Annotated in this window: 19 protein-coding genes and 1 tRNA gene; 10 read left to right on the plus strand and 10 right to left on the minus strand. The window is 44.7% G+C overall.

Annotated elements, in window-relative coordinates; genetic code table 11:
* Window positions 1–6: 6 nt before the first annotated feature.
* Together E5672_RS14665 and E5672_RS14670 are read right to left on the minus strand one after the other, a co-directional pair.
* Window positions 7–3,984 carry an ExeM/NucH family extracellular endonuclease gene (locus E5672_RS14665; RefSeq protein ID WP_136782878.1) on the minus strand — a complete coding sequence of 1,326 codons (3,978 nt, stop codon included), beginning with the start codon at window positions 3,982–3,984 and terminating at the stop codon, window positions 7–9.
* Window positions 3,985–4,524: 540 nt separating this feature from the next.
* Window positions 4,525–4,776, minus strand: coding sequence for a hypothetical protein (locus E5672_RS14670; RefSeq protein ID WP_136782879.1), 252 nt, complete (start codon window positions 4,774–4,776; stop codon window positions 4,525–4,527).
* Between the two features lie 170 nt (window positions 4,777–4,946).
* Here E5672_RS14670 and E5672_RS14675 point away from each other — a divergent pair, with 170 nt between their 5' ends.
* The gene (locus tag E5672_RS14675; protein WP_136782880.1) at window positions 4,947–5,351 is read left to right on the plus strand and encodes a type 2 periplasmic-binding domain-containing protein; all 405 of its coding nucleotides are present in this window, start codon (window positions 4,947–4,949) and stop codon (window positions 5,349–5,351) included.
* Window positions 5,352–5,423: 72 nt separating this feature from the next.
* Here E5672_RS14675 and E5672_RS14680 read toward each other — a convergent pair whose 3' ends face one another.
* Window positions 5,424–6,332 (minus strand): LysR family transcriptional regulator, encoded by a 909-nt coding sequence (locus tag E5672_RS14680; RefSeq protein ID WP_136782881.1) that lies wholly within the window; start codon window positions 6,330–6,332, stop codon window positions 5,424–5,426.
* Window positions 6,333–6,442: 110 nt separating this feature from the next.
* On the opposite strand from E5672_RS14680, the gene E5672_RS14685 reads away from it, so the two are divergent.
* The 3 genes from E5672_RS14685 (at window position 6,443) to E5672_RS14695 (ending at window position 9,685) form a co-directional block, all read left to right on the plus strand.
* Window positions 6,443–7,309 (plus strand): type 1 glutamine amidotransferase domain-containing protein, encoded by an 867-nt coding sequence (locus E5672_RS14685; protein ID WP_136782882.1) that lies wholly within the window; start codon window positions 6,443–6,445, stop codon window positions 7,307–7,309.
* A gap of 14 nt (window positions 7,310–7,323) precedes the next feature.
* Entirely contained in the window at window positions 7,324–8,478 is a 1,155-nt protein-coding gene (locus E5672_RS14690; RefSeq protein WP_136782883.1) for an iron-containing alcohol dehydrogenase, read from the plus strand.
* A gap of 100 nt (window positions 8,479–8,578) precedes the next feature.
* A complete protein-coding gene (locus E5672_RS14695; RefSeq protein WP_136782884.1) occupies window positions 8,579–9,685 on the plus strand; it encodes an NADH:flavin oxidoreductase/NADH oxidase in 1,107 nt (368 codons plus the stop codon).
* Between the two features lie 178 nt (window positions 9,686–9,863).
* Here E5672_RS14695 and E5672_RS14700 read toward each other — a convergent pair whose 3' ends face one another.
* Both E5672_RS14700 and E5672_RS14705 read right to left on the minus strand, forming a co-directional pair.
* Window positions 9,864–10,520 carry an NADPH-dependent FMN reductase gene (locus E5672_RS14700; protein ID WP_136782885.1) on the minus strand — a complete coding sequence of 219 codons (657 nt, stop codon included), beginning with the start codon at window positions 10,518–10,520 and terminating at the stop codon, window positions 9,864–9,866.
* 103 nt (window positions 10,521–10,623) lie between these two features.
* Entirely contained in the window at window positions 10,624–11,295 is a 672-nt protein-coding gene (locus tag E5672_RS14705; RefSeq protein ID WP_136782886.1) for a nitroreductase, read from the minus strand.
* A gap of 229 nt (window positions 11,296–11,524) precedes the next feature.
* Between E5672_RS14705 and E5672_RS14710 the strand changes: the two genes are divergently transcribed.
* The 3 genes from E5672_RS14710 to E5672_RS14720 all read left to right on the plus strand — a co-directional run bounded on the left by E5672_RS14710 (window position 11,525) and on the right by E5672_RS14720 (window position 16,150).
* Complete coding sequence (locus E5672_RS14710) at window positions 11,525–13,027, plus strand: catalase (RefSeq protein ID WP_136782887.1); 1,503 nt, start codon at window positions 11,525–11,527, stop codon at window positions 13,025–13,027.
* A gap of 244 nt (window positions 13,028–13,271) precedes the next feature.
* Window positions 13,272–14,801 carry a DUF3369 domain-containing protein gene (locus E5672_RS14715; protein WP_136782888.1) on the plus strand — a complete coding sequence of 510 codons (1,530 nt, stop codon included), beginning with the start codon at window positions 13,272–13,274 and terminating at the stop codon, window positions 14,799–14,801.
* On the plus strand, window positions 14,798–16,150 hold the full coding sequence (locus E5672_RS14720; RefSeq protein WP_136782889.1) for a sensor histidine kinase: 1,353 nt from the start codon (window positions 14,798–14,800) through the stop codon (window positions 16,148–16,150). The genes E5672_RS14715 and E5672_RS14720 overlap by 4 nt, the downstream gene beginning before the upstream one ends.
* A 193-nt stretch (window positions 16,151–16,343) precedes the next feature.
* On the opposite strand, the gene E5672_RS14730 is transcribed toward E5672_RS14720, so the two are convergent.
* The 4 genes from E5672_RS14730 to apbC all read right to left on the minus strand — a co-directional run bounded on the left by E5672_RS14730 (window position 16,344) and on the right by apbC (window position 20,068).
* Window positions 16,344–16,420, minus strand: a tRNA-Pro gene (locus E5672_RS14730).
* A gap of 136 nt (window positions 16,421–16,556) precedes the next feature.
* Complete coding sequence (locus E5672_RS14735) at window positions 16,557–17,993, minus strand: SLC13 family permease (protein ID WP_136782890.1); 1,437 nt, start codon at window positions 17,991–17,993, stop codon at window positions 16,557–16,559.
* A 138-nt stretch (window positions 17,994–18,131) separates the two neighbouring features.
* A complete protein-coding gene (dcd, locus tag E5672_RS14740) occupies window positions 18,132–18,725 on the minus strand; it encodes a dCTP deaminase (RefSeq protein ID WP_136782891.1) in 594 nt (197 codons plus the stop codon).
* A gap of 236 nt (window positions 18,726–18,961) precedes the next feature.
* Window positions 18,962–20,068 (minus strand): iron-sulfur cluster carrier protein ApbC, encoded by a 1,107-nt coding sequence (apbC, locus tag E5672_RS14745; protein WP_136782892.1) that lies wholly within the window; start codon window positions 20,066–20,068, stop codon window positions 18,962–18,964.
* A gap of 108 nt (window positions 20,069–20,176) precedes the next feature.
* On the opposite strand from apbC, the gene metG reads away from it, so the two are divergent.
* Both metG and E5672_RS14755 read left to right on the plus strand, forming a co-directional pair.
* On the plus strand, window positions 20,177–22,204 hold the full coding sequence (metG, locus tag E5672_RS14750; protein ID WP_014976866.1) for a methionine--tRNA ligase: 2,028 nt from the start codon (window positions 20,177–20,179) through the stop codon (window positions 22,202–22,204).
* A 406-nt stretch (window positions 22,205–22,610) separates the two neighbouring features.
* The gene (locus E5672_RS14755) at window positions 22,611–23,450 is read left to right on the plus strand and encodes a mechanosensitive ion channel family protein (RefSeq protein WP_136782893.1); all 840 of its coding nucleotides are present in this window, start codon (window positions 22,611–22,613) and stop codon (window positions 23,448–23,450) included.
* Between the two features lie 185 nt (window positions 23,451–23,635).
* Here the strand turns inward: E5672_RS14755 and E5672_RS14760 are convergent, their stop codons facing one another.
* Entirely contained in the window at window positions 23,636–24,496 is an 861-nt protein-coding gene (locus tag E5672_RS14760) for a class I SAM-dependent methyltransferase (RefSeq protein WP_136783029.1), read from the minus strand.
* A gap of 84 nt (window positions 24,497–24,580) precedes the next feature.
* Between E5672_RS14760 and gloB the strand changes: the two genes are divergently transcribed.
* Window positions 24,581–25,372 (plus strand): hydroxyacylglutathione hydrolase, encoded by a 792-nt coding sequence (gene gloB / locus E5672_RS14765; RefSeq protein WP_136782894.1) that lies wholly within the window; start codon window positions 24,581–24,583, stop codon window positions 25,370–25,372.
* The last annotated feature ends 37 nt before the right edge of the window (window positions 25,373–25,409 follow it).

Genomic DNA, 25,409 nt, shown 5'->3' on the forward strand with positions numbered 1-25,409 from the left:
CTAAAATTAAATTGCACAGTTAGCGCGTGTACACATCGCCATTAATGCCTGAATGTCGAAGAAGTTAATTTGGCCATCGCCGTTAAAATCGAAGTTTTCACCCGTCGCTTGCCCTTGTAAGAACAGTTGATAGAAAGCCATGATATCGTTGTAATCGACATCGTTATCACCATCAAAATCTCCAACTGTTACTTCTTCTGGGAAGTTAAGCACTACCACTACCGGGTCGTGATCTGACGAGCGATACGCATCGGCGCCGTAGTAACTAGAAAGCTGGGTTTCAGTCTTATACTCAACGTTATAGTCGAACACCCGAGGTTCGTCAGCGTTAATGTGCCATACCGTTGCATCTACCACATATTCAGTTAATGAAGGGCTTGATAAGGCATGATCTAAGTAACCTACTTCGCCGCCGAAGCTATACGAATAAGCGCTATCGCCATCGAAGAAGTTAACTAAGTTACTGTAACCAGCCTCTTCAAGCGCAAGGATAGGCTCTTCTTTCGCATAAGCATTTAAATCGCCCATTACGATAACGCGGTCAGACAAGACATCACTATTTTGCTCAACAAGAGAAATTAAGCCTTGTGCTGCTTGGGTACGCAGTTCATTCCAACACCCTTGACCGTCTCCTGAGTCTGCGTTGTTGCCTGTTGCGTCACCACAACTTTTCGACTTAAAGTGGTTTATTGCTAAGGTAAAGTCGCCGCCGTTACTGTTTACACTGAAGCTTTGTAGTAAAGGCTGGCGGTTACCATAGTCAAATGGTGCATCGGATGACGTTACAGGGTTCCCTTGTAGTGAAACCACAGCAGGTTTATAGATGATGCCTACTGCTATTTCGTCACTGCCTAATAGAGACTCTAACGCAACGTAGCTGTACTCATCACTACCTAGTTCTGCATTAACGCTATCAACTAATGTCGCAATCGCAGAATCACTGCCGTAACCATCATTTTCAATTTCAACAAGGCCAAGTACATCAGCGTTCATCGCTACGATAGCTGCAATAGTTTTCGCTTTCTGACGCTCAAATTCATCAAGTGAACTTGCGCCCCGAGAGGTCGGGAACTCTGGGCCATTGAAGTAATTGAGCACATTAAAGCTAGCTACTTTTACATCACCGATGGCATTTAGCTGTGGGCCAGCAATACGAGGGTTAGTGCGGACCGTTTGGATATCGCCTACAGGAATAAGGTTGTATGCACTAAAGGCATAATGTAAAACGCCTTCAAGCGCTTCAACGCTATCACCCAAGCGCAGTGGATTGCTATGCGATAGACCTCCTACAGGGAACGGAATATCATCCAAATTCTGTGACGTCGCACCATCGTCTACTAACAAGGTATTTCGTGCATTAATTTCGGCTAATGCCAACGCTTCTTCTGAACCTGCTACAAATTGATTAGTAGGGATCATTAAGCGTTGTGACGACACGTTAAACTGCCCATAGCGCCCAAGGTTATAAATATCAGAGACTTTAAGGGTTTGCTCAAAACTAATATGCATGCCCTCTAGTGCTTCTAAATCAGTATCAGGGCTAAACGGCATAGCAACAGGTGTGTAAAGCACATTACTACCTACACCCGTAACCTCAGGTTCTGCAGACAGGGTTAACTGGGTTACACCGAAGCGCTCGCCTACTGTACCTTGCAAACGCACCGCATCCCCTGCTTCCGGAAGGTTAAATGAGCCTGCGTAAACAAACACACCTTCAGAAGTTGCTGTGTTACCGTCTGAATCACTCGCTTCTTCCTGAACAAAGAAACCGCTCATGGCAGGCACAACTTTGGTTACCACAGCCTCTACAATGACGTCAGCGCCAGTCATTGCTGATTCCTCGCCGTCACCTTGAATCGCGCTGATAAGTACTACTTCAGCAATTGGATCGGTTGGGTCAGTAGGCTCTGTCGGGTCGGTTGGATCTGTTGGGTCCGTTGGGTCCGTTGGTTCACTTACTGAACCATTGTGAGAACCAAAATTACTTAGCGTATCTTTTGCAAAGCTATCCCATTCGTCAAGAGTAAACGCAGGGTTGCGGTTTGGGTTACCGCTTGTTACCGAGCTTTTACGCACCAAGGTAACATCTTTACCCCAGTCAGTATCAACCCCATAAGTACCCAGGGCATCTACTACTTGCCCGTTGTAAACAAGCTCAACGTAATCGTCGCCATTGAAGTTCATTACGAAACTGCTAAGAGTTGAACCGCCGGTAAGTAAAGCATCAGCTTGGGCATGAGCAAATGTTGCTACGCCACCTGCAGGAATTTCGCCCTCAAGCGCCAGTACTTTTCGGTCGGCGTCGGCAGTAGCGCCGTTCGAAAGTAAAACTAGCTCATAACCAGACAAGCTCACAGGCTGAGTCGAGCTATTGAAAAGCTCTATTGCTTTATTATAGCCACCGCCCTCAATGTATTCTGAAATGAAAACGCTATTAGAAAATGGGGCTGTATCACCGTCTGTGTCACCGCCTGTGTCACCACCGGTATCGCCACCTGTGTCACCACCTGTACCGTCGCAGCTTTCGTTATAAATAAGTGAAGCGAGTTCAGGCTTATCAATGAATGGGTTACGATTACCTTGTAGTTCATAAACCCTTTCGTTACGACGACTTTCAAATTCATCCACCGGATCGTTTTCATGCCACTGGAGCAGCACGCAAAGCTTACCGAAAGCGGCTTCATCGGTAGACGTTAAGCGGTTTAACAAAACCAAATCATCTTCCGTATCACCTGCAGTATTGCCGTCGTAACGTACATCCATATAAAGCATAGAGCGAGCAATGTCGCCTTTAACTGCGTCCCGCGGCTCGAAAGAATCGCTATCAACGCGGTTCGCAGGCGCTTCAGCAAGTTCGCCATCGCTAAAATCAAAATCTAAGTTGCCACGCGAGCTGTTTATCGAAATGTCTGAAGGACGTAAGTGAAGGATATCAGTATAAGCCGTTAGGCTAGAGCTTGAGAATCCATGACTGCTGGCCCAAACGTGTTCACGGTTCCAGTTGTCTGGGTTAGTGCTTTGGCTACCGCTTCCGTTAGTAAACTTATCTTGCGATAAGCCTTTGTAAATCAGGATAACATTGTCAGTATTGGCAGGATCTTCATCAGTATAGGTAAGCGCTGTCCATACTTCAGAATATGAAAGTGTGCGATGACCATTTTCAATGATGTTGTGCGTTGTTTCTTTCAGTGTTTGTGCACTATCGCCGTTAGCTATACCTGCATCTAATGCGGCGTAATAGTCTGTTGCAACAAAATTGCTTGCTAGATTAATCGCTTCTAGGTCAGGGCAATTGAAGCACGTTCCGCTTAAGAAAAGCAGTTCGTTTGAAGGTTCACCACCGTTGTCGGGGCTGTCTCCGCCATCTCCGCTTACTGAGATACTGTCTAAATTTAGATATTCTGCGCCAGCATTATTCGCCATAGCTACTTTTAATACTAACGAACTTCCACTTCCAATTGTTTCATTTACAGTGGCACTTCCGAAGTCATCGTTTACAGTATTAGATGCCCCTTCAGTGAGGGTTATTAGCTCAAAAGCTCCGCCATCTAATGAGTAAAATACGTCGATATAATCTGTCGATTCAAAACCACCGCTTTGCGAAAGTACTGCATTGATAGTGACATCGCCCGCGCCATTGATATCAATTGATTCACTCAACCACACCACTTCGCCGTCGACGTCACGAGCTTGCATGGCGCCGTTTTCTACCCGAAACCAATCATCAGTTGCAGATAATTGACCTGCTGAAACATCAATTGACCAACGCTCAACGCCTTCAAGGTTTAGAATGGCCCCGTCAGGATTCGAGCCAGTTGCGCCTTTGTTTTGAAGCTCAGCGGCTTCAAAATCTTCTTGCCAAAGCGTATCTGCCGAAGCGTTAATCGAAACAACGCCAAGTGACAATGCCCCTGCCAACAACGCGTTAACTACCTTAGCTGAATGCTTCAGCTTATACTTTTGTGTGTTACCCTCATTAATCATTTTGCTTTCCGCTTTTTTGTATAAGGAAGGTATAAATTCTTATACATACGTATTCGCAGCAAGCATTTAAAGAAAATAATAATAAAAACGTCATGTACTTTATATAACAACAACTTACAGCTTTAAAATAAGTTTACTTATTGTTTAACTCTACTGAACTTCGGTACAGGGAAAGTTGATTTGTCACATAACTAAGTTGTTTCAGTTTTGAAACATTTTCATGCTGTAACCTAGTGCATGTTACACCTTAAATGCACAAAAAAAGGGCAATTATTAGGTGCTGCTTAATGTAGTGATAACCCTGTTGCGCGCAAGGTAGGCCTTCTGTTCGTTATGCCACACTGTGAATTACTGATTGAAGGTTAAAAGAACCGTTTCTAACCTATAGATAAGAGGAGATCTCTGCGAGAAAAGACGTGTAACACCGTTAGCGACGCAACTACATTTGCAGGCGATATAGATTTTCGAAACAAGACGTCAAAATTATCAACTATCTATGCTTCAATGTTTGTATAAGCTCAACACACTGCTGAAGGCTGTTTATTTCATTTGCACTTTACCGCCCACTATCTTTAGCGCTGGAGCCCCTCGAATCATTGCATTTCTGGCAAACTGAACGCTACACGATGGGCAAATACCTTCATCAACTGTGAAGTCTTCAACAATTCGCTCTTTGAAGCATTTTACCAACGCGCCCTTCCCCCCTTTTCGATACTTAAGAAGCTGGAATTTACATTTAGCGCAGAAAATCTGCACGGTTCTCACTGGACCTTTTGCATTGGGTTTTGCCATCTCTAAACGTGTCCTCCACTTTAAAATTCATCTTTTGTTGAAGTGCGACAAATTGCTAATCTTGGTTATACTTCACGAAGGGTGATTTGCCCTATAGTAACAATGGCTCTGCACTGCAGTTTGATAATTAAACGACTCAGTACGCAGAGTGACGATTGAAGGTAATATCAATGAAGATAATTGCAGCTCTGTTCTTAATTTTTTCGGCACCACTTTACGCGGGTACTGCCGTGATTGTAAATGCTAGCAACAACTCGGGGATAGATCTCGACACGGTCAAAAAGATTTACCTCGGAAAAGTGAAAGCATTCCCAGATGGTAGCCGAGCGATCCCACTTACGTTTGAGCAAGGCAATGCTGCTAGAGACGCTTTTAACAACAGTGTTTTAGGGAAGTCAGAATCGCAGTACTCTGCATTTTGGTCGAAGCTCGTTTTTACCGGACGCGGCACACCGCCTGAAATGATTGAGACTGAAGACGAAATGTTAAAGCTTGTGGCGACAAATCCAAATACTATTGGCTTTATCGATGAAAGCAAAGTTGATAGTCAAGTAAAGGTAGTGGGCACGTTTTAATTTCCCCCCTCACCAACACTTCCTTCATTGAGTACGACACAATTTTTAGACGTGTCGTACTCAGCGCTCTCATTAGTCTGGATAGCTCGCTAGATAATTAATGTTAGCGAATGCCATTATGACGTCTTTTGCAAAGTCGACTCTAGGATGTCGCAGTGCCCCCTTCTTCCAAACAAGATAGATTTCGTTTTCAGGCCCGCTCTTTCCAAGCGGAATAAGCTCACCTTTAGCAATGGCTTCTTTACAAAGGTAATCTGGCAACACGGAATAGCCTATTCCAGCCTTTATGATACTGCTTATTGCGCGAATGTCTGGGCATATTGCAGCTACAGGCGACTCGCATGGTGCATTAAACACTTCTGAAAAATAACGGCGAATAAGCGGAAGTTGCTCGTCATAGCTCACTACTTTGTGCTGATTCAACAATGACGCCGTAATCTCTTTATCGCCAATTAATTTACCTTGAACCCGGTTCATCACTAAAATTAAACGCTCTTTGTCTAACATCTGATATTCATACATAGCATCAGTTGGCTCAGAGGCGGTAATTGCGAGTTCAGCAACATCATCTTCTAACAGTTGATAAGTGTTGTTTTTATTACCCGTATGAATAACCAAGTTCACTTTGTCTGCTTGAAGTAAATTGGCCAGTGCAGGGCCTGCCACAAAACTCAAATATTCTGCTGGCCCAGCTAAATGTAAGGTGCCATGGTCGGTTGACGCCCGACTTCGTATAGATGCTACTTTTTGTTCCAAGGTATCTATATGGCTGGCCACTTGTAGCGCTAAATCATCAGCAATTGCCGTTGGCTCTACGCCCCTTGCTTTTCGCACGAACAGCTCTTTTCCGACAATATGCTCCATAGCCTGAATATGTGAAGTTACCGCAGGCTGTGACATATGAAGGCGTGCTGCAGCACGAGTAATGTTGCCGCTCCGATAGACTTCTACGAACGTTTTTAACTGTGTTAAGTAAGACATAACCCCTCTACCCATCAGATTTTTGATGACTCGTCATAATTTATCTGACTTCTGCTTTCATACCAAGCGCTCTAAGATGCACGCACTTTCAAATGCGACAGGAAATGCACATGAAAACATCATCATCAATTCTATCACTTGCGATCATCACAGGGTTGTTACAATCGGCGTATGCCGATGACGTTCAAACGTCCAAAGTAAGTAAAGGTGAAATACTGGTACTCCTTTCCAGCGAAAATGTCATGCAGCTTGCAGAAGGTAAAACAGAACCCACAGGTTACTACCTTAACGAGTTTGGCGTGCCGGCCAAAGCGCTGGTAGACGCGGGCTACAAGCTAGTACTAGCAACACCAAAAGGCAATGCGCCATCAGTCGATAAAAAGTCCGTAATTCCGCAGTACTTTGATGGCGGCGAATCGCAGATGCGCGATATTCAAACGTTTGTAGCGTCGATAGAAGGCATTAATGACACGCTGTCACTAAGCGAAGTGATTGCACAAGGGCTTGATGAGTTTGAAGGTGTATTTATTCCTGGCGGTCATGCACCGCTTATCGACCTTGCAAACAACCCTCAAGTGGGTGAGATTTTGTCTCACTTTCACAGTGAAGGAAAACCTACTGCCGCTATCTGCCATGGCCCAATCGCCTTACTTTCTGGTCAATCTAACCCACAGAGATTTGAACTGGCATTGAAAACCAATAAGCAGGCCACATCTGACAGTTGGATTTATGAAGGCTATAAAATGACAATCTTCTCGACGCCAGAGGAAGAGTATTTTGAAAGCACTTTAGATAATGCAACGCTTTTGTACTACCCAGCTGATGCCATGGCGCAAGCGGGCGGAAAAATGGAATACAAAGAAATGTGGGCGCCACATGTAGTAGTAGACCGTGAACTTATTACAGGCCAAAACCCATTTTCTGACGAACTGCTAGCTGAAAAGCTTTTACAACAGTTAAATTCACAAACTAATTAAGGACAGGCAACACTATGCTTAATTTTACATTTAAAAATCAAACCGAAATTTTGTTCGGCAAAGGTCAACTAAGTGAAGTGTCTTCACGTTTGCCAAAACAAGCAAAAGTTCTCTTCCTATATGGCGGCGGATCAATTAAGAAAAATGGTATTTACGATAAAGTAAATGCCGCGCTCGAAGGCGCTGACGTTATTGAATTTGAAGGCGTTGAACCCAACCCAGAATTCGAGACTTTGATGAAAGCGGTAAATGTGGCCCGAGAAAACGACGTTAACTTCATTCTTGCAGTAGGCGGCGGAAGTGTTATTGACGGCGCGAAATTCGTTGCAGCGGCAGTAAACTTTGAAGGCGATCCGTGGGACATATTAGTTAAAGGGGCTGCGTTTGAAAACCCATTACCTATTGGCGCAGTGCTTACGTTACCTGCAACAGGCTCTGAAAGTAACGGCAACTCGGTAGTAAACAGAAAAGAAACGTCACAGAAACGCGCGTTTTCATCGGAAACAGTACAGCCAGTGTTTGCTGTGCTTGATCCTGAGTTCACGTATTCACTGCCGCCTCGTCAGGTTTCCAATGGTGTAGTTGATGCATTTGTTCACGTAATTGAGCAGTACTTAACTTACCCGGTAAACGCACCGCTTCAAGACCGCTTTGCAGAAGGTATTTTACAAACCTTAGTTCAGGAAGGCCCTAAAGCCCTAGCAACACCTGAAGATTACGACGTACGTGCAAATGTAATGTGGTCAGCAACAATGGCGCTTAACGGTTTAATAGGCAAAGGTGTACCGCAAGACTGGGGCACACACATGATAGGCCACGAGCTAACAGCACTCCATGGTTTAGACCACGCTGTAACTCTAGCTATCGTATTGCCATCGTTGATGTTTGTACAGCGCGACAAGAAGCAGGAAAAAATACTACAGCTAGGCGAGCGCGTGTTCGGCATTAAAGAAGATGACAAAGAAAAAGCCATCGACTTAACCATTAAAGCTGTACAAGACTTTTTTGAAACTATGCAGGTTAAAACCCGCTTGTCTGACTACAACATAGAAAAGTCTGCAATTGATGGTCTTATCGCCAACTTAGAGCGCAACGGTTTAACAGCCCTTGGTGAGCATGGTGATATCGACCTGGAAAAAGCGCGCGAAATTTTAACTCTAGCAGCATAAGCCTGGTTGCATATGACGCACCTCGCATATGCTTTTTCAACATTTAAGTGCCCAGCATCGACTGGGCTCTTTTTATTTTTTATCTTAATTTGAGAGAAGTATGACTGCACTATTTGAACAGTTTTCGTTAAAAGATGTGACGCTTCGCAATCGTATTGCTGTACCGCCTATGTGCCAATATTCGGCAGAAGACGGCTTTACTAACCAGTGGCATGAAGCAAACTATCAGTCGTTCGCCCGTGGTGGCGCTGGACTTGTTATTGTCGAGGCAACAGCGGTCTCTCCAGAGGGGCGCATTACTCCTAACTGCTTAGGCATTTGGAAAGACGAACACGTCAGTGGCCTGAAGAACATCGCAGAACGTATTAAAAGCCAAGGCGCGGTTGCCGGAATTCAAATTGCTCACGCTGGGCGAAAAGCCAGTGCTAACCGCCCTTGGGAAGGCGACGACCACATTCAGCCAAGCGAAGAAAATGGTTGGCAGCCCATTGGCCCTTCTGCAGAAGCATTTGGCGCGCACCTGCCAGTAACACCTACCGAAATGACTAAAGCCGACATTGAGCGCGTTAAGGCTGACTTCGTTAAGGGCGCAGAACGTGCGCTTGAAGCTGGGTATGAATGGCTTGAACTGCATTTCGCACACGGTTATTTAGCCCAAAGCTTTTTCTCGAAACATGCTAATAAGCGAACCGACGAATACGGCGGTGATGCTCAAGGTCGCGGACGCTTCTTACTTGAGACACTAAGCGCAGTGCGCGAAGTATGGCCAGAAAACCTTCCGCTGACTGTGCGCTTTGGCGTTATCGAATACGATGGTGATGACGAGCAAACACTAAGCGAATCTATCGAGCTTATAAAACAGTTTAAAGAAATTGGAGCTGATTTTGTAAGTGTTAGCGTTGGTTTTAACACACCCAATGCCAATATTCCTTGGGGACCGGCATTCTTAGCACCTATCGCTAAACGCGTACGCGATGAAGCTGGTATACCCGTTGCGACAGCTTGGGGTGTAGACACGCCAGAACTTGCTAACGACACCGTTGAGAAACAGCAACTTGACGTTGTGATGGTAGGTAGAATGCACCTTACCAACCCACATTGGACCTACTTTGCAGCGAAGAAGCTAGGTGTTGAAAAACCGTCTTGGGTAATGCCCGCGCCTTACGCTCATTGGTTAGAGCGCTATGCACCATCAGACGAAAGATAATTATTGATATTAAAGACAGCATACCCACTGGGTTATGCTGTCTTTTTTATAAGCGCCTTACTTAGTTTAACACGGCTTTCTTGCTCGATTTCTTGCACTGAAGCGAATGAGTTTTACTAGGTATATGCCATCTACAAGTTGCCAATAAGAGAAGCAACAAACGATTTGCACCGCCTCATTACGATATATTTCTTTGCGTAGGCGATGATTTAAACACTTTTGACAATTCGAAAGGGTCTTTATTTTGACGGTGATTTACTGCCGCTTCAGACCACCACTGCATCTGACTAAGCGCCCGTCCAAAATAAGCTCTCCAGCTTTCTTCTTTCTGATTGTTAGCAAAACCTTCCTCATCAAATGCATCTTGTGCATGAGGCACATGGATCATTGCAGAAACAGGCAGACATCCAAGCTCAGACAGAAAGGTGCGCATTCCAACGGCCGCACGCATACCGCCCCACTGTCCCGCGGAATAAGTGGCAATTACGCTGGGTTTGAATGAATATAAAGAGCTGCCAAAATGGTTAAGTAAATTTGCCAACGCAGGGCTCATTGAGTGGTTGTACTCGGGGCTTACCATTACATACCCGTCGGCAGATTTTATTTTTTCAGCCAGCGTTGATAACGCTTCGGGCGCTTTCCCTTGGGCATAGGAAAAATGAGGCTTGAATACTTCACCAGTTGAATAATCTAAAGGATCTATCAGTTCAAACTCGTGATCAGCCATATTGTCTTTGCCCCAATTCAATATGGCTTTGGCGACTCGAAGCCCAAGTCTTGCTGGTCTTGGAGGCGTACTGTCTCGTACGGTACCTAGAAAAACTAAGAATTTCACTTCGCATGCTCCTTATTAGCGCAGTTTACGGGACAGACTAGTAATTCTTGTAAAGAAGTACAACCGTTGCGCTATCGAGAGCACGACGCATAGGGTCAATACACTAAAAGCCGTGGTACGTTACAAATTCTTCGTTGTCGGCGCGTGTTGAACGAACTTCATTTGCTGGAAAGTCTGGATCTGGATAGCCCAACGCGATACAAATCATAATGGCTTCATCATCTGGAATATTGGCGTATTTATGAACTACGTCAGACTGCATTATGCCTTGACCATTGATAACGCAACCAAGCCCTAAATCCCAGGCAGCTAACACGATGCCATACGCCAGCGAACCTAACCCAAATTGTGTGATCCCTGCTGGCTCTAAAGACTTGTCGTAAGTCAGCACCAATGAAACCGGTGCATCAAACTGCCTAAAGCCTCGCATCATCCAATCCATGCGCTTTTCTTTGTCTTCGCGAGCAATTCCCATCACGTCAAAAAGCTGTATAGCTACATCAATTTGGCGCTGGCGATGAATGCCTTGGTAATCTTCTTTATATGGGAAATCTCTGACGTGGGGTTTTCCTTCTAATGTATTCTTCGTGTTACCCTCGCGAATTTTATCTAACACATCACCAGTCACTGCATGTATTTTCCACGTTTGCGTATTGTATGACGACGGCGCCCACTTCGCTGCGTTAATAATGGCGTCTACTGTTTCCTTAGTTACCGGCTGTTTAGTAAACCCTCGAGTACTTTTTCTTGATGCTGCAAACTCCGCAAAATTCATACACTTCCTTAAACGCGGTTATTAAATTTGTTAATTTAGAGTAAACACCAGAAGATGTGTCTTCAATAGGTAGGTATGCTTATTAAGATTCATTGTTTTTATAGATATATATAGAAAGTTGTAAACCCTTTCATTTAGCCATGCGTAGCAAAAGCATGTCATGAGTCAAGCACACATGATGTTAATGGACGTTTGGCTTTCAAAAGAAGCAAATGAAAGGAGTATTTGTATGTCTAAAAAACCTCAATTAACCACATCTGCAGGCGCCCCTGTAGTAAGTAACGAAACTACTAAAACGGCCGGAGAACGTGGCCCCGCCCTCTTACAAGATTACCAACTTATCGAAAAGTTGGCGCATCAAAACCGTGAACGAATTCCAGAGCGCGTGGTACACGCAAAAGGCTGGGGGGCGCAAGGCACGTTTACTGTCACACATGACATTACCGACTATACATGTGCAGACTTATTCTCAGAAGTAGGTAAACAGACAGAAGTCCTAAGTCGCTGGTCTACAGTAGCTGGTGAATCTGGTGCAGCAGATACAGAGCGTGACGTGCGAGGCTTTAGCTTAAAATTTTACACTCAGCAAGGCAACTGGGATATGGTAGGTAATAACACCCCTATCTTCTTCATTCGCGACGGCTTTAAATTTCCAGATTTCATTCGCACGCAAAAACGCCATCCAAAGACGAACCTGCGCTCTCCAGAAGCCATGTTTGACTTTTGGGCTGCTCAGCCAGAAAGTGTACATCAAGTTACCATTCTAATGTCGGACCGAGGTATTCCGGTATCGCCCATGCACATGAACGGCTATGGCAGTCACACGTTCAGTATGTGGAATAAAGAAGGCAAGCGTCACTGGGTTAAATTTCACTTCAAAACGCAACAAGGCATTAAGAACTATACCAATGAAACGTCTGAGAACATCATTGGCAGCACAAGAGAAAAGTATCAAGAAGAGCTTTACAACGCTATTGAGGAAGGAAAGTTTCCGAAGTGGACAATGTACATTCAGGCCATGCCAGAAGAAGAGGCAGGTCAACAAAGCTATAACCCATTTGACCTAACTAAAGTATGGCCGCACGATGACTACCCCCTCATTGAAGTAGGCGAACTGGAAATGAATAGAAATCCAGAGAACTACTTTCAAATGATTGAAAACGCAGCGTTCAGCCCGTCTAATGTTGTTCCTGGTATTGGTTTCAGCCCTGATAAAATGCTTCAAGCACGTATCTTCTCATATGCTGATGCACATCGTTATCGTTTGGGCACGCATTACGAGGCTCTGCCTGCTAATGCACCCAAAAACAGTAAAGTGAATCACTATCATAAAGACGGTTCGATGCGCTTCTTTACCAACGATTTTGGTAATCCAGATGCCTATTACGAACCTAATCAATACGAAGGCCCAGTCGCAGATTTTTCAGTGAAAGAGCCGCCGCTTCGTATTGATGGAGATGCCGACAGATATCATCAAGATGATGTAGATGTCGATTACGTGCAGCCGCGCAAGCTGTACGAAATGTTCTCTGACGATCAAAAAGAACGGTTATACAAAAACTACGCTGCTGCGATGGGCCCATGCTCTGATAGCGTAAAAGAACGCTGGTACGCTGTGTTAGAAAAGGTTCATCCAGACTACGCCGCAGGTGTGCGCAACGCTGTAGAAAGCTTAGATACTGACGTTAACACTGTGCCAATTACTGAAAACACGCCTATAGAAGACAGTTAAACGCATTTATTATTGTTTAACACTCTTACCTGGTTGGTATCTATTTTAGGTGCCAACTGGGTTATTTGATTATCGAACATGATAAATTTTTAACGTATACCCCCCTCTTTCTTACGCATACAGCATTCGACTTTTCTTACTAAATCAACGGCATTCAACTTTAGAACAAAACTTAACTCGCAAATTTGCGAGATTGAATTTTGTGGCTTACGTTTAATGTATCTAATCGTTCACAGCACTGTGTATGTCGTTATTCAAAAAGTCAAAAACTGAACAAAGTCCCCCTCGTCTAGCCCCATGGAAAATTGCCATCATCGATGATGAAGAAGGCGTTCATGAGGTCACCAAATTAACACTGCGTAAATTTAGTTTTGAAAAGCGTGGCGTAGAATTTTTATCTGCCTACAGCGGTGAAGAAGGGTTAGCCTTATTAAAAGCGAATCCTGATATTGCCCTTGCGTTTGTAGATGTGGTGATGGAAACAGACGACGCAGGCTTAAAGCTAGTAGATGCCATTCGCAACGACCTAGCAAATCATATTACCAGACTCATATTGCGAACAGGTCAACCAGGGCAAGCTCCTGAGGAAGACGTTATTAGACGGTATGACATCAATGACTACAAAGCTAAAACAGAGCTTTCATCGCTAAAGCTTAAATCATGCGTATACACGGCTATACGATCATACCGGGATATACAAACCATAGAGCAAGGCAAGCGTGGCATGGAAGAGGTTTTAAAATCGTCCTCGTCTGTATTAGCTAGTCAGTCATTGGCGCAATTTGGCACTGCTGTTCTCAAACAAACCCTTACCCTTCTAAATTTAAACAACTCAGTGTTATACCTGTCTACCCAGCATACCGATTTGTATGGCGATACGAGTATGACCGTATTAGGGGCAAGCGGAGACCTAATTGGCCTGTGTGAGCCTGGTATTTCAACTCGCATACCAGAGGCAATTGAAGAAGAGGTTAAACAGGTATTAGCAAATAAATCGCACTTTCAAAGCGACAAGGTGTTCATTGGCTATTACCCCACAGGAGACGACAGCCACAATATCCTTTATGTAAAGCTCGAGCAGCCTCTAAATGATATGCAGCGACAAACATTAGAGATGTTCGCGTCAAACGTTGCGGTTATTTTTCAAAACCTTACTCAAAAAGAAGATATACAAAAAACGCAAAAAGAGCTGATCATGGTGCTAAGCGATGCCATCGAGATGCGCAGCAAAGAAACTGGTGGACACGTTAGACGGGTGATTTTAATGACAGAGTTTCTTGCTGAAAAGCTACACATGAGCCGAGAGTTCATAGATACCATTCGCTACTCTGCGGCCCTTCACGACGTGGGGAAAATCAGCATACCTGAAACTATTTTGCACAAGCCTGGAAAGCTTGACCCTGATGAGTGGGAAATTATGAAAACTCACGCTCAGAAAGGTTATGAACTGCTTGCCGGCTCTGATCGCATCGTTGCCAAGATGGGTGCAATCATCGCCAAAACACACCATGAAAGGTGGGATGGAAAAGGCTATCCTGAAGGACTGGCTGGAGATAACATCCCTGTTGAAGGCCGCATTATGGCTATTGTTGACGTGGTTGACGCCCTTCTATCTAAACGTTGCTACAAACCTGCATGGAGCGTTGATGAGGTAAAAGCTTACCTTGAAGAAAACGCAGGTAAACAGTTCGACCCGCTAATCACCCATATAATGCTAGAGCACTTCGATAGAATACTAGAGATCCGTGCCACAGAACCGGACGAAGATGAATGAAAGAAAACCTAGAGTTAATTTTACTACGCGTTAGTCAAAGCCCTGACATCGACAAAGGCGAATTAGACGTTGCTTCAAGGCTAATTATCAATTCGGTATGTGAAGGCTTGGAAATTACACGAGCGGGTATTTGGTTATATGATGAAGGCCAGACGCTGGTGCAGTGCACATTACTTATCGACAAAGGCAACGACCTTGACAATGAAAGTTTAGTGTTAACCCGAAGAGACTTTCCCCACTACTTTGAAGCACTTGACTCGGGCAGAACTATCGCAGCACACGACGCGATAACAGACGTTGCAACCTTCGAATTTTCAGAAGTGTATTTAACGCCACTTGGCATCAGTTCTATGTTAGACGTCCCTATTCGCCACCGTGGCAAAATGATAGGGATAATCTGTTGTGAACACCAAGGCGAGGCTAGAAAATGGCTTGACGATGAAATTGTTTTCGCTGCGTCACTTGCCGACCTTTACGGCCGCGCAGTCAGTGCCAACGAACGCGCAGATTACGAACAAAAATTAATTGAAGCCAACCAAACCCTTGAACAAAAAGTTAAAGACCGTACTGCAGAGCTTGAGGCTGCCCAAGAAAAACTTGTCGAGTCAGAAAAAATGGCCGCGTTAGGTAATCTGGTAGCAGGCATTGCCCACGAAGTTAATACGCCTTTGGGGATTGCACTTACCTCTGTAAGTAATTGCAAAGAAGAGCTAAAAGACATTTATCGAGACTTCGAAAATGACGAATTAACTGAACAAGGCTTTAAAGATTTTGAGTCAATTTGCTCTGAAGGATTAAATTTAGCCGAAACAAGTCTAATGCGAGCTGCGAACTTGGTTCAAGATTTTAAGCGAACCTCTGCCGACCAAACATCTCTAGAAATTGAAGAAATCGCACTGGATGAATATATCCCTCGGGTTTGCAACCCATTAAAACCTATGCTTCGCAAAGAGCAAATCGAGCTTAGTATCGATGTTACCCCAGATTTGGTTATTACAACCTGCCCTGGTGTTATTGCCCAATTACTGACTAATTTAATATCGAATGCCCAGCGCCATGCTTTCGACTCATCAATAAAAAACGAGGTGAATCAAGTCACAGTAAGTTGTAGCAAGAGTGACGAAGGTGTTGTGGTAAGCGTTAAAGACAACGGAAAAGGCATTCCTGCCGAATTTCACAAGAAGGTGTTCGAGCCTTTTTATACAACTGCTCGTGACAAAGGCGGTACAGGACTTGGCCTGAATATCTTATACAACCTGGTTCGACAGAAATTTAACGGAGAGATTGATTTAATATCGTCGCCTGGTGAAGGAACCACGGTAACCGTTTGTATACCCGTTGAGAGTTAGTGTTACGCTAACCTTTAGCTCAAAACATTAATAGTTTTTGGGCGCTTATTAGTGAAAACAATGGCCACGAATACATGCACTTGCTTTTGGTCTATATGAAAAAGCGCAAGCAATACCGAGAACGTTGGGTAGGTGCCCAATTTTTGGATTTATAGAAGATTAAGTGCGTGGGTGTCGCTTCGAAGAGAGAAGTTGGTCGGTGTGAGAGGATTTGAACCTCCGACCCCTGACACCCCATGACAGTGCGCTACCAGGCTGCGCTACACACCGACCGAAAGAGCGAGTAAGTCTACTCAAATTTGTTCACAATGCAACGAGAATTAGCAATAAGCCTGTTTAAGCGCTCAATTGCTAACCATCTTTGCAAATTTCTACATTAAAACACCTGATTGCCGCTTTTTTGATATCAGGCCAAGGTAACGTAGCACACCGCAGTCACGACTAGCGCCACCAGCAGGTTCAACATTACTCCTTCTCTTGCCATGGTTTTAATATCGAACTTTTCTGTTGAGTACGCAATGGCGTTAGGCGCAGTTGCTACAGGCAACATAAAAGCACAACTTGCGCTAATGGCCGCCGGTATCATAAGTAATTTAGGGTCAACGCCTACCGCTAGCCCAGCTGCAGCCAATATCGGCATAAGAAGTGTAGACGTTGCGGTATTAGAAGTAATTTCTGTAAGAAAAGTTACGAATAAGCAAATGCCCAGTACAAGTAGTAAAACGGGTAAGGTTGCAAGCCCTGTTAACCACGAGCCCATCAACACACTTAAGCCTGAAGACATAAATGCTTTTGCAATACAAATACCGCCCGCAAACAAAAGCAACATTCCCCATGGGATATCGTTAGCGGTTTTCCAGTCTAGTAGCTTGTCGCGGTTGCCTTTTGCGTCTACTTCACCGTTATCATTGCCGCTATTGGTGAAAAACATGGCGGCAACACCCGCAACGGCTATAGTGCTATCACTGATAGTAGTTACCCCTATCCATGCAGTCCAAAAAGGTCTGAATATCCACGCCATTGCAACCGTTCCAAAAATGGCAAGTACACGCTTTTCGGCTTTCGTCCACGTGCTTGGTATGGGTAAATCGATGTTTCCCACTTCTTTTATACCGCGTGCTAACCATAAAGCCATAATCGGCACACCAAGGATCACAATGGGTACGCCGGTTTTCATCCAGTCGATAAAGCTGTATTCAACACCTAGTGTTTCTTCATATACGCTCATGAATATAATATTCGGTGGCGTGCCAATTGGCGTGCCTACCCCACCTAAACTTGCCGAATACGCAATACCCAAAATAAGGGCCACGCCAAATCGCGGGTTATCTACAGCATTAATAATGGCGATAGCCATTGGCAACATCATTAAAACTGTAGCCGTGTTACTAATCCACATACTAAGTACTGCAGTTGTCAGCATGAAGCCCAACACCAGTTTAAGCGGGCTGCCGCTGCCTGTTACACGCAGCATGTAAATAGCAAATCGCTTGTGTAAATTAGCGCGCTCCAACCCTTTTGACAGCATAAAGGCAGCCATTAATAAAATAATGACATGACTTCCTAACGCTGACGCAGCTTCACTGTGTGAAAGCACACCGAATAGCGGAAACAGCGCGAAAGGTAAAAGTGAGGTAGCGGGAATGGGAAGTGCTTCAGTTACCCAAAGTATCGCTACAAATAGTGTGATCGCAGCAGTAAAGATTATTTCGCTAGGCTGATCTACAGCCCACAACCCCATGCCACCCAAAACAGCGGCGATAAGCGCGAAAAGAATAATGCTGTTTTTGCGTGTTGGCTTTCGTTGTTGAATATCTGAAGAAGGTTCAGGATTTGTATGCATTGCGCTTCCCGTTACTAATAGCTTTATTATAAGTGCCAGGGCAGTAACCCTGGTTATTGCTCTTATATTTTCTATCAGTAATTAGCGAGAAACGCACTAAGCTTTTGCCAAAAAATCTTGTTTTTAAGGCTATTTTTCTTACTTACTCTCGTCGTCTGACGAGATTCGACTTGCAACTGCACCTGCTTGGCCTTTGTATTTTGCGTCCACTCTTGCGTTGTACGGCTTTTCAGCTGGCGCTGACAACACTTCAAAGCTAAGTGCACCTATTTTCATTTTAGGGCGAAGCGCCAGCGGTAACTTACCACTGTTGTAAAACTCTAGAACGATATTGCCCGACCAACCTGGGTCGATTCTATGCGCGGTCACGTGAACCATTAAGCCCAAACGCGCCAGTGAAGAGCGCCCGTCTAGCCAACCAACGATATTGTCTGGCAGCGTTACTGATTCGTAGGTTATAGCTAGTGCCAACTCGCCCGGGTGCAAGAAGAACGCTTTACCTTCTTCTAGCTCAATTTCATCGCTCATAACATGGTCAAGCGCTTCTTGAACCTGTGCTTTCGGCCCACTTAAATCGATAAACGGCGCTTGGTGATCTTCAAACACGCGAAATTTATTACCTAGGCGGATATCTACCGTTACACCACTTATTTGATCATAGCTGGGTGTAGGGTCGATTTTAATTTTTCCATCTTGCAGATGTTGGTAGATATCGCGGTCGCACAAGCGCATGGTGTATTCCTCATTTCGTTAGGCCGCTATTATGCGTATGTCACCGCATGCATTCAACTGCTCAAAGGCTTGTTTTATCTGCTTTTGCGCAATTTTTATTAAGTTTATGACGAATTTGAATTTAAGCGCCAGAACTTACCTCAATTTTTGCTTTGCTAGGCCTATAACTTGGCTTCAAAGTAAACTTTCTCAAATATTGCGCACCACGTGTTAGCACTTAACCTTGCTTTATCCTTTTATTCTCTACCAACAATGCCAATCGGGTTGCCTTTAATGTGTTTAACTGCCCCTTTTCGAGGCGCAACAGTAAGGGCCAATTGCATAGACAGTGCTCTAGCTGCCTCGCGATAGCTTTCACTTAAGTCACTTTCGGGCGAAGTAATTAACAAAGGCGTGCCGGCATCGCCATGCTCGCGAATATGAATATCAAGCGGTAGCTGTCCCAAAAGCGGCACTCCATGACGTTCGGCCAGCGCCTCGCCCCCGTCTTTTGAAAACACATAGTCTTTGGTACCACAGGCTCTGCATTGGTAATAACTCATGTTTTCAATAAGCCCTAATACTGGCACGTTCACTTTCTCAAACATGCTTATACCTTTTTGAGCGTCGGCTAGTGCTAAGTCCTGCGGCGTTGTAACTACCACTGAAGCAGTCAGCGGTACTTGTTGCGCCATCGTCAGTTGGATATCGCCTGTACCCGGTGGCATATCTACAATTAAGTAGTCCAGCACGGGCCATAGGGTTTCATCTAGCAACTGCTTTAACGCCCTGCTTGCCATTGGCCCACGCCACACGGCCGCGTCTTCCTGAGGCACTAAATAGCCAATTGAGTTTGCCACCAGCCCATGTGCAGTTAGCGGCTGCATGTGCTTATTATCTTCGCTTTCAGGGTGTGCATCGGGGTTGCCCAACATAATGGGAATAGACGGACCATAAATATCGGCATCTAAAATCCCAACTTTCGCGCCTTCTTGCATAAGCGCAAACGCTAAATTGATACTGGTTGTCGACTTACCTACACCGCCCTTGCCAGAGGCCACTGCTATGATGTTTTTAATGTTGGTGACCGGTGCTACTTCAGTTTCTCCACTCGCTACGTTTTGTTTAAACGTAAGCTGGTCATCGCCAAGATTCCCTTTTAGCTGGTTAAGCACTTCTTGTTTAAGCGCGTCTAGCTGTGTAGCAATACAAAACGGCAAAGTAACTGTCACACCGGCATCTTCATTTTCTGGCTGGCTAAAAGCACACCATGGCAAGGTATCTTCAACATCTAAAGAAAAATACTTGGCCAAAATTACAGCAACTTTTTGAGTTACCGGCTCTGCTTTGCGAGAAAAGAACATAAAATGCCTTACTAGTAGTAGAATTGTGTGAATTACGTAATGCAAAAAACGCGGTTTTCCGCTAGTATTTGCAGCCATTTTGAAACGCAAAGAATCAATAACGTCATTATGTCAGAAAAACGCCGAATTCTGGTAACCAGTGCGTTGCCATACGCAAATGGCTCTATTCATTTAGGCCATTTGCTAGAACACATTCAAACCGACATCTGGACTCGTTTTCAGCGCCTTCGCGGAAACGAATGTTACAGTGTTTGCGCCGACGATGCACACGGTACGCCGGTTATGCTTAAAGCCCAAGAGCTTGGCATTACACCTGAAGAAATGGTGGCAAGAACGCGTGCTGAACATCACCAAGACCTTGTTGATTTTCACGTAGATTACGACAACTACTATGTAACCCATTCACCAGAAAACAAGGCGCTGTGTGAAGAAATTTACACCCGTTTAGATAATGCGGGCTACATCAGCAAACGCACCATTAATCAGCTGTTCGACCCTGAAAAAGAAATGTTCTTGCCAGACCGTTTCGTTAAGGGTACCTGCCCTAGCTGTGGCGCAGAAGATCAAAACGGCGACAGCTGTGACGTATGTGGCGCAACGTATAGCCCAACAGAAGTAAAGAACCCGCGCAGCGTTGTATCGGGTGCTACACCAGTGCTACGTGAGTCTGAGCACTTCTTCTTTGACCTGCCAAAATTTGAAGGCATGTTAAAAGAGTGGATCCGCTCAGGTGCCCTGCAGGAAGAAATGGCTAACAAGCTGCAAGAATGGTTTACTGAAGGTCTTCAACAGTGGGACATCAGCCGTGACGCGCCTTACTTCGGCTTTGAAATTCCAGGTGCGCCGAACAAGTTCTTCTACGTGTGGGTGGATGCGCCTGTTGGCTACATGGCTAGTTTCAAAAACTTCTGCGACCAAAACAATCTAGAGTTTGATGACTTCTGGAAAGCAGACTCAGAGGCTGAGCTTTATCACTTTATCGGTAAAGATATTACCTACTTCCACTGCCTATTCTGGCCTGCCATGCTAGAAGGCGCGGGATACCGTAAGCCTACTGGCGTAAACATTCACGGTTTTGTAACGGTGAACGGCGCGAAAATGTCAAAGTCGCGCGGTACTTTTATAAAAGGCCGTACTTACCTTGATCACCTGAACCCAGAGTATCTGCGTTACTACTTTGCGTCTAAGTTAGGCGACGGTGTTACTGACATCGACCTAAACTTTACTGACTTCGCACAAAAAGTGAATTCAGACTTGGTAGGTAAAGTGGTTAACATTGCAAGCCGCTGTGCAAGCTTTATCACTAAGCGTTTTGACGGAAAACTGTCTGACAACGTGATTGAACCAGAACTGATTGCTGAGTTCCAAAACGCATCTGAAAGCATTGCTGCACTATTTGAGAAGCGTAAGTACCACCAAGCCGTGCGCGAGATTATGGCCCTTGCTGACAAAGCAAACCAGTTCATCGACAACAACGCACCTTGGGTAACCATTAAAGACGAGACTAAGCAGCAGTTCACACACGATGTGTGCTCGCTAGGTATCAACATGTTCCGTCTGTTGGTTATTTACTTGAAGCCTGTACTACCTGTACTTGCAGAAAAAGCAGAAGAATTCCTAAACGACAAGTTCGACTGGAATTCACTGCAAACCCTATTGAAAGGCCACGCCATCAACAAATTTAAGCCGATGATGCAGCGTGTAGAAATGGAGAAAATCGACGCCATGGTTGAAGATTCAAAAGAAAGCCTAGCGCCAGCAGCACCAGCTATCGACCCAGACAGCCCGCTAGCTAAAGATCCTATCAGCGACACTATCTCGTTTGATGAGTTCGCCAAGGTAGATTTACGTATTGCACGTATCGCTAAAGCTGAACACGTAGAAAAAGCTGACAAGCTTTTACGTTTAGAGCTAGATTTAGGCGGCGAAACTAAGCAAGTTTTTGCGGGTATTAAGTCGGCCTACTCGCCTGAAGCCCTAATCGGTAAACATACAGTAATGGTGGCGAACCTCGCCCCTCGTAAAATGCGTTTTGGCATGAGTGAAGGCATGGTATTAGCCGCGGGCCCTGGTGGCGACGAGCTATACATTCTTGAGCCGCACGAAGGTGCGAAGCCGGGTATGCGCGTTAAGTAAGCTTTAAAGCGCCCCACAAAAATAAGGTGACATTCAGCGCGATTAAGCGACGGGATGTCACCTTTTTTATTGAGCGGTTATTGAAACTCTTCAATTTTTAATACCCAAAGTTATCTAGATACTCCAAGTACAAGCACACAGCCGTAGAAACTCAGTAATCTCCCCCATCATCTAGCTCCACCATTACTCACATGTTCTGCAACTTAATCCGCTATTTTCTATTGCCCTCTTGCCCTCTTGTCCTCTTGTCCTCTTGTCCTCTTGTCCTCTTGTCCTCTTGTCCTCTTGTCAAAGAGGCTACCGACTTCAAATCAACAAAAAAACTATTCCACTCGAGTTAATTCACGGCGATCTATCATTCTTTCTTTAACGTAGTCAGGGTGTTTAATCATTGAAAGAGGTATTTATGGAAGATTTATTCGGGACTAATATCGATTTATCGGAATTAACCGAAAAAGCCATATCACTGGTGATGACTTATACCCCCAAATTGCTCTTGGCTATTCTTACTTTGGTGGTGGGTCTTTGGTTGGTGAATCGTTTTGTAAACCTATTGGATCACCGAATAGGAAAAAAGGACCCCACGCTAAACAAATTTTTATGCGGGCTTATTAGTGCCGTTTTAAAAGTCATGTTGTTGATTTCTGTTGCCTCTATGATAGGTATTGAAACCACCTCATTTATTGCAGTAGTTGGGGCGGCAGGTTTGGCTATAGGTTTAGCTTTACAAGGCAGTCTGGCTAATTTTGCTGGCGGTGTACTAATACTGATTTTCAAACCCTTTAAAGTGGGTGACACCATTGAAGCAGAAGGCCATTTAGGATCTGTTGCAGAAATACAAATTCTTTATACTGTAATTAACACCTTTGACAATAGGCGTGTTGTTATTCCCAACGGGAATCTGTCCAATGCCACACTAACTAACGTTAGCGTATATGATAAACGCCGCTGCGACATGACATTTGGTATTGGCTACGATGACGATATCGACAAAGCAAAGAAAATTTTGCAACGTCTGTTTGAAGAAGACGAACGCTCATTGACCGAACCTGCACCTAGGATCTGCGTAGCTGGCTTAGGTGATAATTCAGTCGACCTGATGTTTAGACCGTGGGTCGGTACAGATGACTTGTGGCCTTACTACTGGGATATGCAGGAAAAAGTTAAAAAAGCCTTTGATGAAGAAGGTATTAGCATCCCTTATCCACAGCGAGATGTGCATTTGTATAACGCAAGTAACGATTAAACCTTTAATATGGAGATAGCGTGCCAAGCTATCTCCATCTCCCCTTCAAATTGGCTTATGAACGCTAAAGCTTGGGGTTCTGGTACAGCAACCAAGCAAATATCTAAAAAGGTTAACGCTTATTACGGCCTTTTAGTTATAAACATGGCCCGCTTTAAGTGCGAATGGCATGTACATTAACACCACTAACGCAGCGTACGATTTACCGTAGAAGTCCTTACGCTTGCCCCTACCGCGGAAAAACGCGGCTTTAAATTGCGTTTAGGTTTTATTGCCGTCATGGGGATCACCCGCTTTTTCGCGAGTATTACATATACCGCACTGCACCAAGGCAAATAAGAGGATAAATAATCCTGAAGCTTAACCGCCCCTTTCCACTTTTGTTGAAAAAAGAGCGTTGAGAACATTACTTGACGTTGTTCAACAATTTCAAATCCAAGCAACTGAAGCCAATCTTTAATGCGATATGACGTAAAAAAGCGAGCATCGTGCAAAATGTTTCCACGTTTAACCGGTAGAAATTTGGCAATTCCAGCTAGGCTTAACGGGTTAAAACCACTGATGATAACGTAACCGTTTTGCGTAATAACGCGGTCAACTTCGCGTAATATCTCGTGAGGGTCTTGCGCAAAATCTAATTCGTTAGCTAACAGAAAGCCATCAATGCTGTTTTCGGCAAAGGGTAAGCAGTGCGACTGCCCCACTACCGTGTTTTCTCTGCTTGTGTTTAGTTCGCTTGTGCCTTCGGTTAATGAAGTACCTGACTCTGAATTACGGTTGGAAAAGCCACCACTCACATTGTCGTCATTTAGCATGTCGCCAACTTGGTCATTAAACGGAACATAGTTGATATGATGTCTAATTGGGCTGCCATCGAGATTTATCCCGGCACTTAGCGAACCTAATTTGGCAAAGTGATACCCAAATATGCGCTCAGCATAATCGTTACACACAGTATTCACAGCATGTCTAATATGCTCGCCAGCGGGAAAATCATCCCAGTTTGTAGGATAGCGAGGCGGTTTGGCTTTAAACGCCGATCTCATTAACACTGCGCGCTCTTAGGTTGCTCTGCTGTTCACAAGTCCCTATAGTAACGCATAATTCTACCTACACAAGCAGGTACTCTTATGACGGCAGAGACACTTCCTTCAGATGTAACAATTCATCCTATTCCCGCTTTTACCGACAATTACATTTGGTGCATTCACAACGGTAACAGCGCCATAGTCGTTGACCCGGGTGATGCTGAACCTGTATTGGCTTTCCTAAAAGCGAAAAGCTTAACGCTTAGCGCAGTGCTTATTACCCATCATCATAGAGATCACACTGGTGGCATTGCGAAGTTAGTGTCGGCAGTACCCAATTTACCTGTTATAGGCCCCAGAGGTAACCATATACGAGGCATTACCAAATCGGTGGCTCAAGGCGATACCGTTACACTTCCTGTGTTTAAAATGTCACTGCAAGTTATGGAAGTGCCAGGGCATACTCTTGACCATATTGCTTTCTTTGGGCATGGCGTCCTATTTTGCGGCGATACGCTGTTTTCTGCTGGCTGTGGTCGATTGTTTGAAGGCTCTCCAGAGCAAATGCACCATTCATTAAATAAGTTGAAGCGACTTCCAGACACCACTAAGGTGTACTGTACCCACGAATATACCAAAGCCAACGTTCAATTTGCTTTGGCTGTAGAGCCTAACAACAAAGCGTTATGCGACTACGCGCAGTGGGTGGATGAAAAACGCGCACAAAGTCTGCCTACGTTACCGAGTAACCTCAAAGAGCAAAAAAACATTAATCCATTTTTACGCGCCCATGAACTTTCTGTGAAAACTGCTGCCGAAGCCTATTGCGAAAATAACCTGGCTGACGATGTTGCAGTGTTTGCTGCAGTTCGCCGCTGGAAAGATGAGTTTTGATGCAAAAGTAAGCCGATTATCGTAATATTGCCGGTTT

It is taken from the genome of Alteromonas portus (assembly GCF_005117025.1).
Taxonomy (GTDB): Bacteria; Pseudomonadota; Gammaproteobacteria; order Enterobacterales; family Alteromonadaceae; genus Alteromonas; species Alteromonas portus.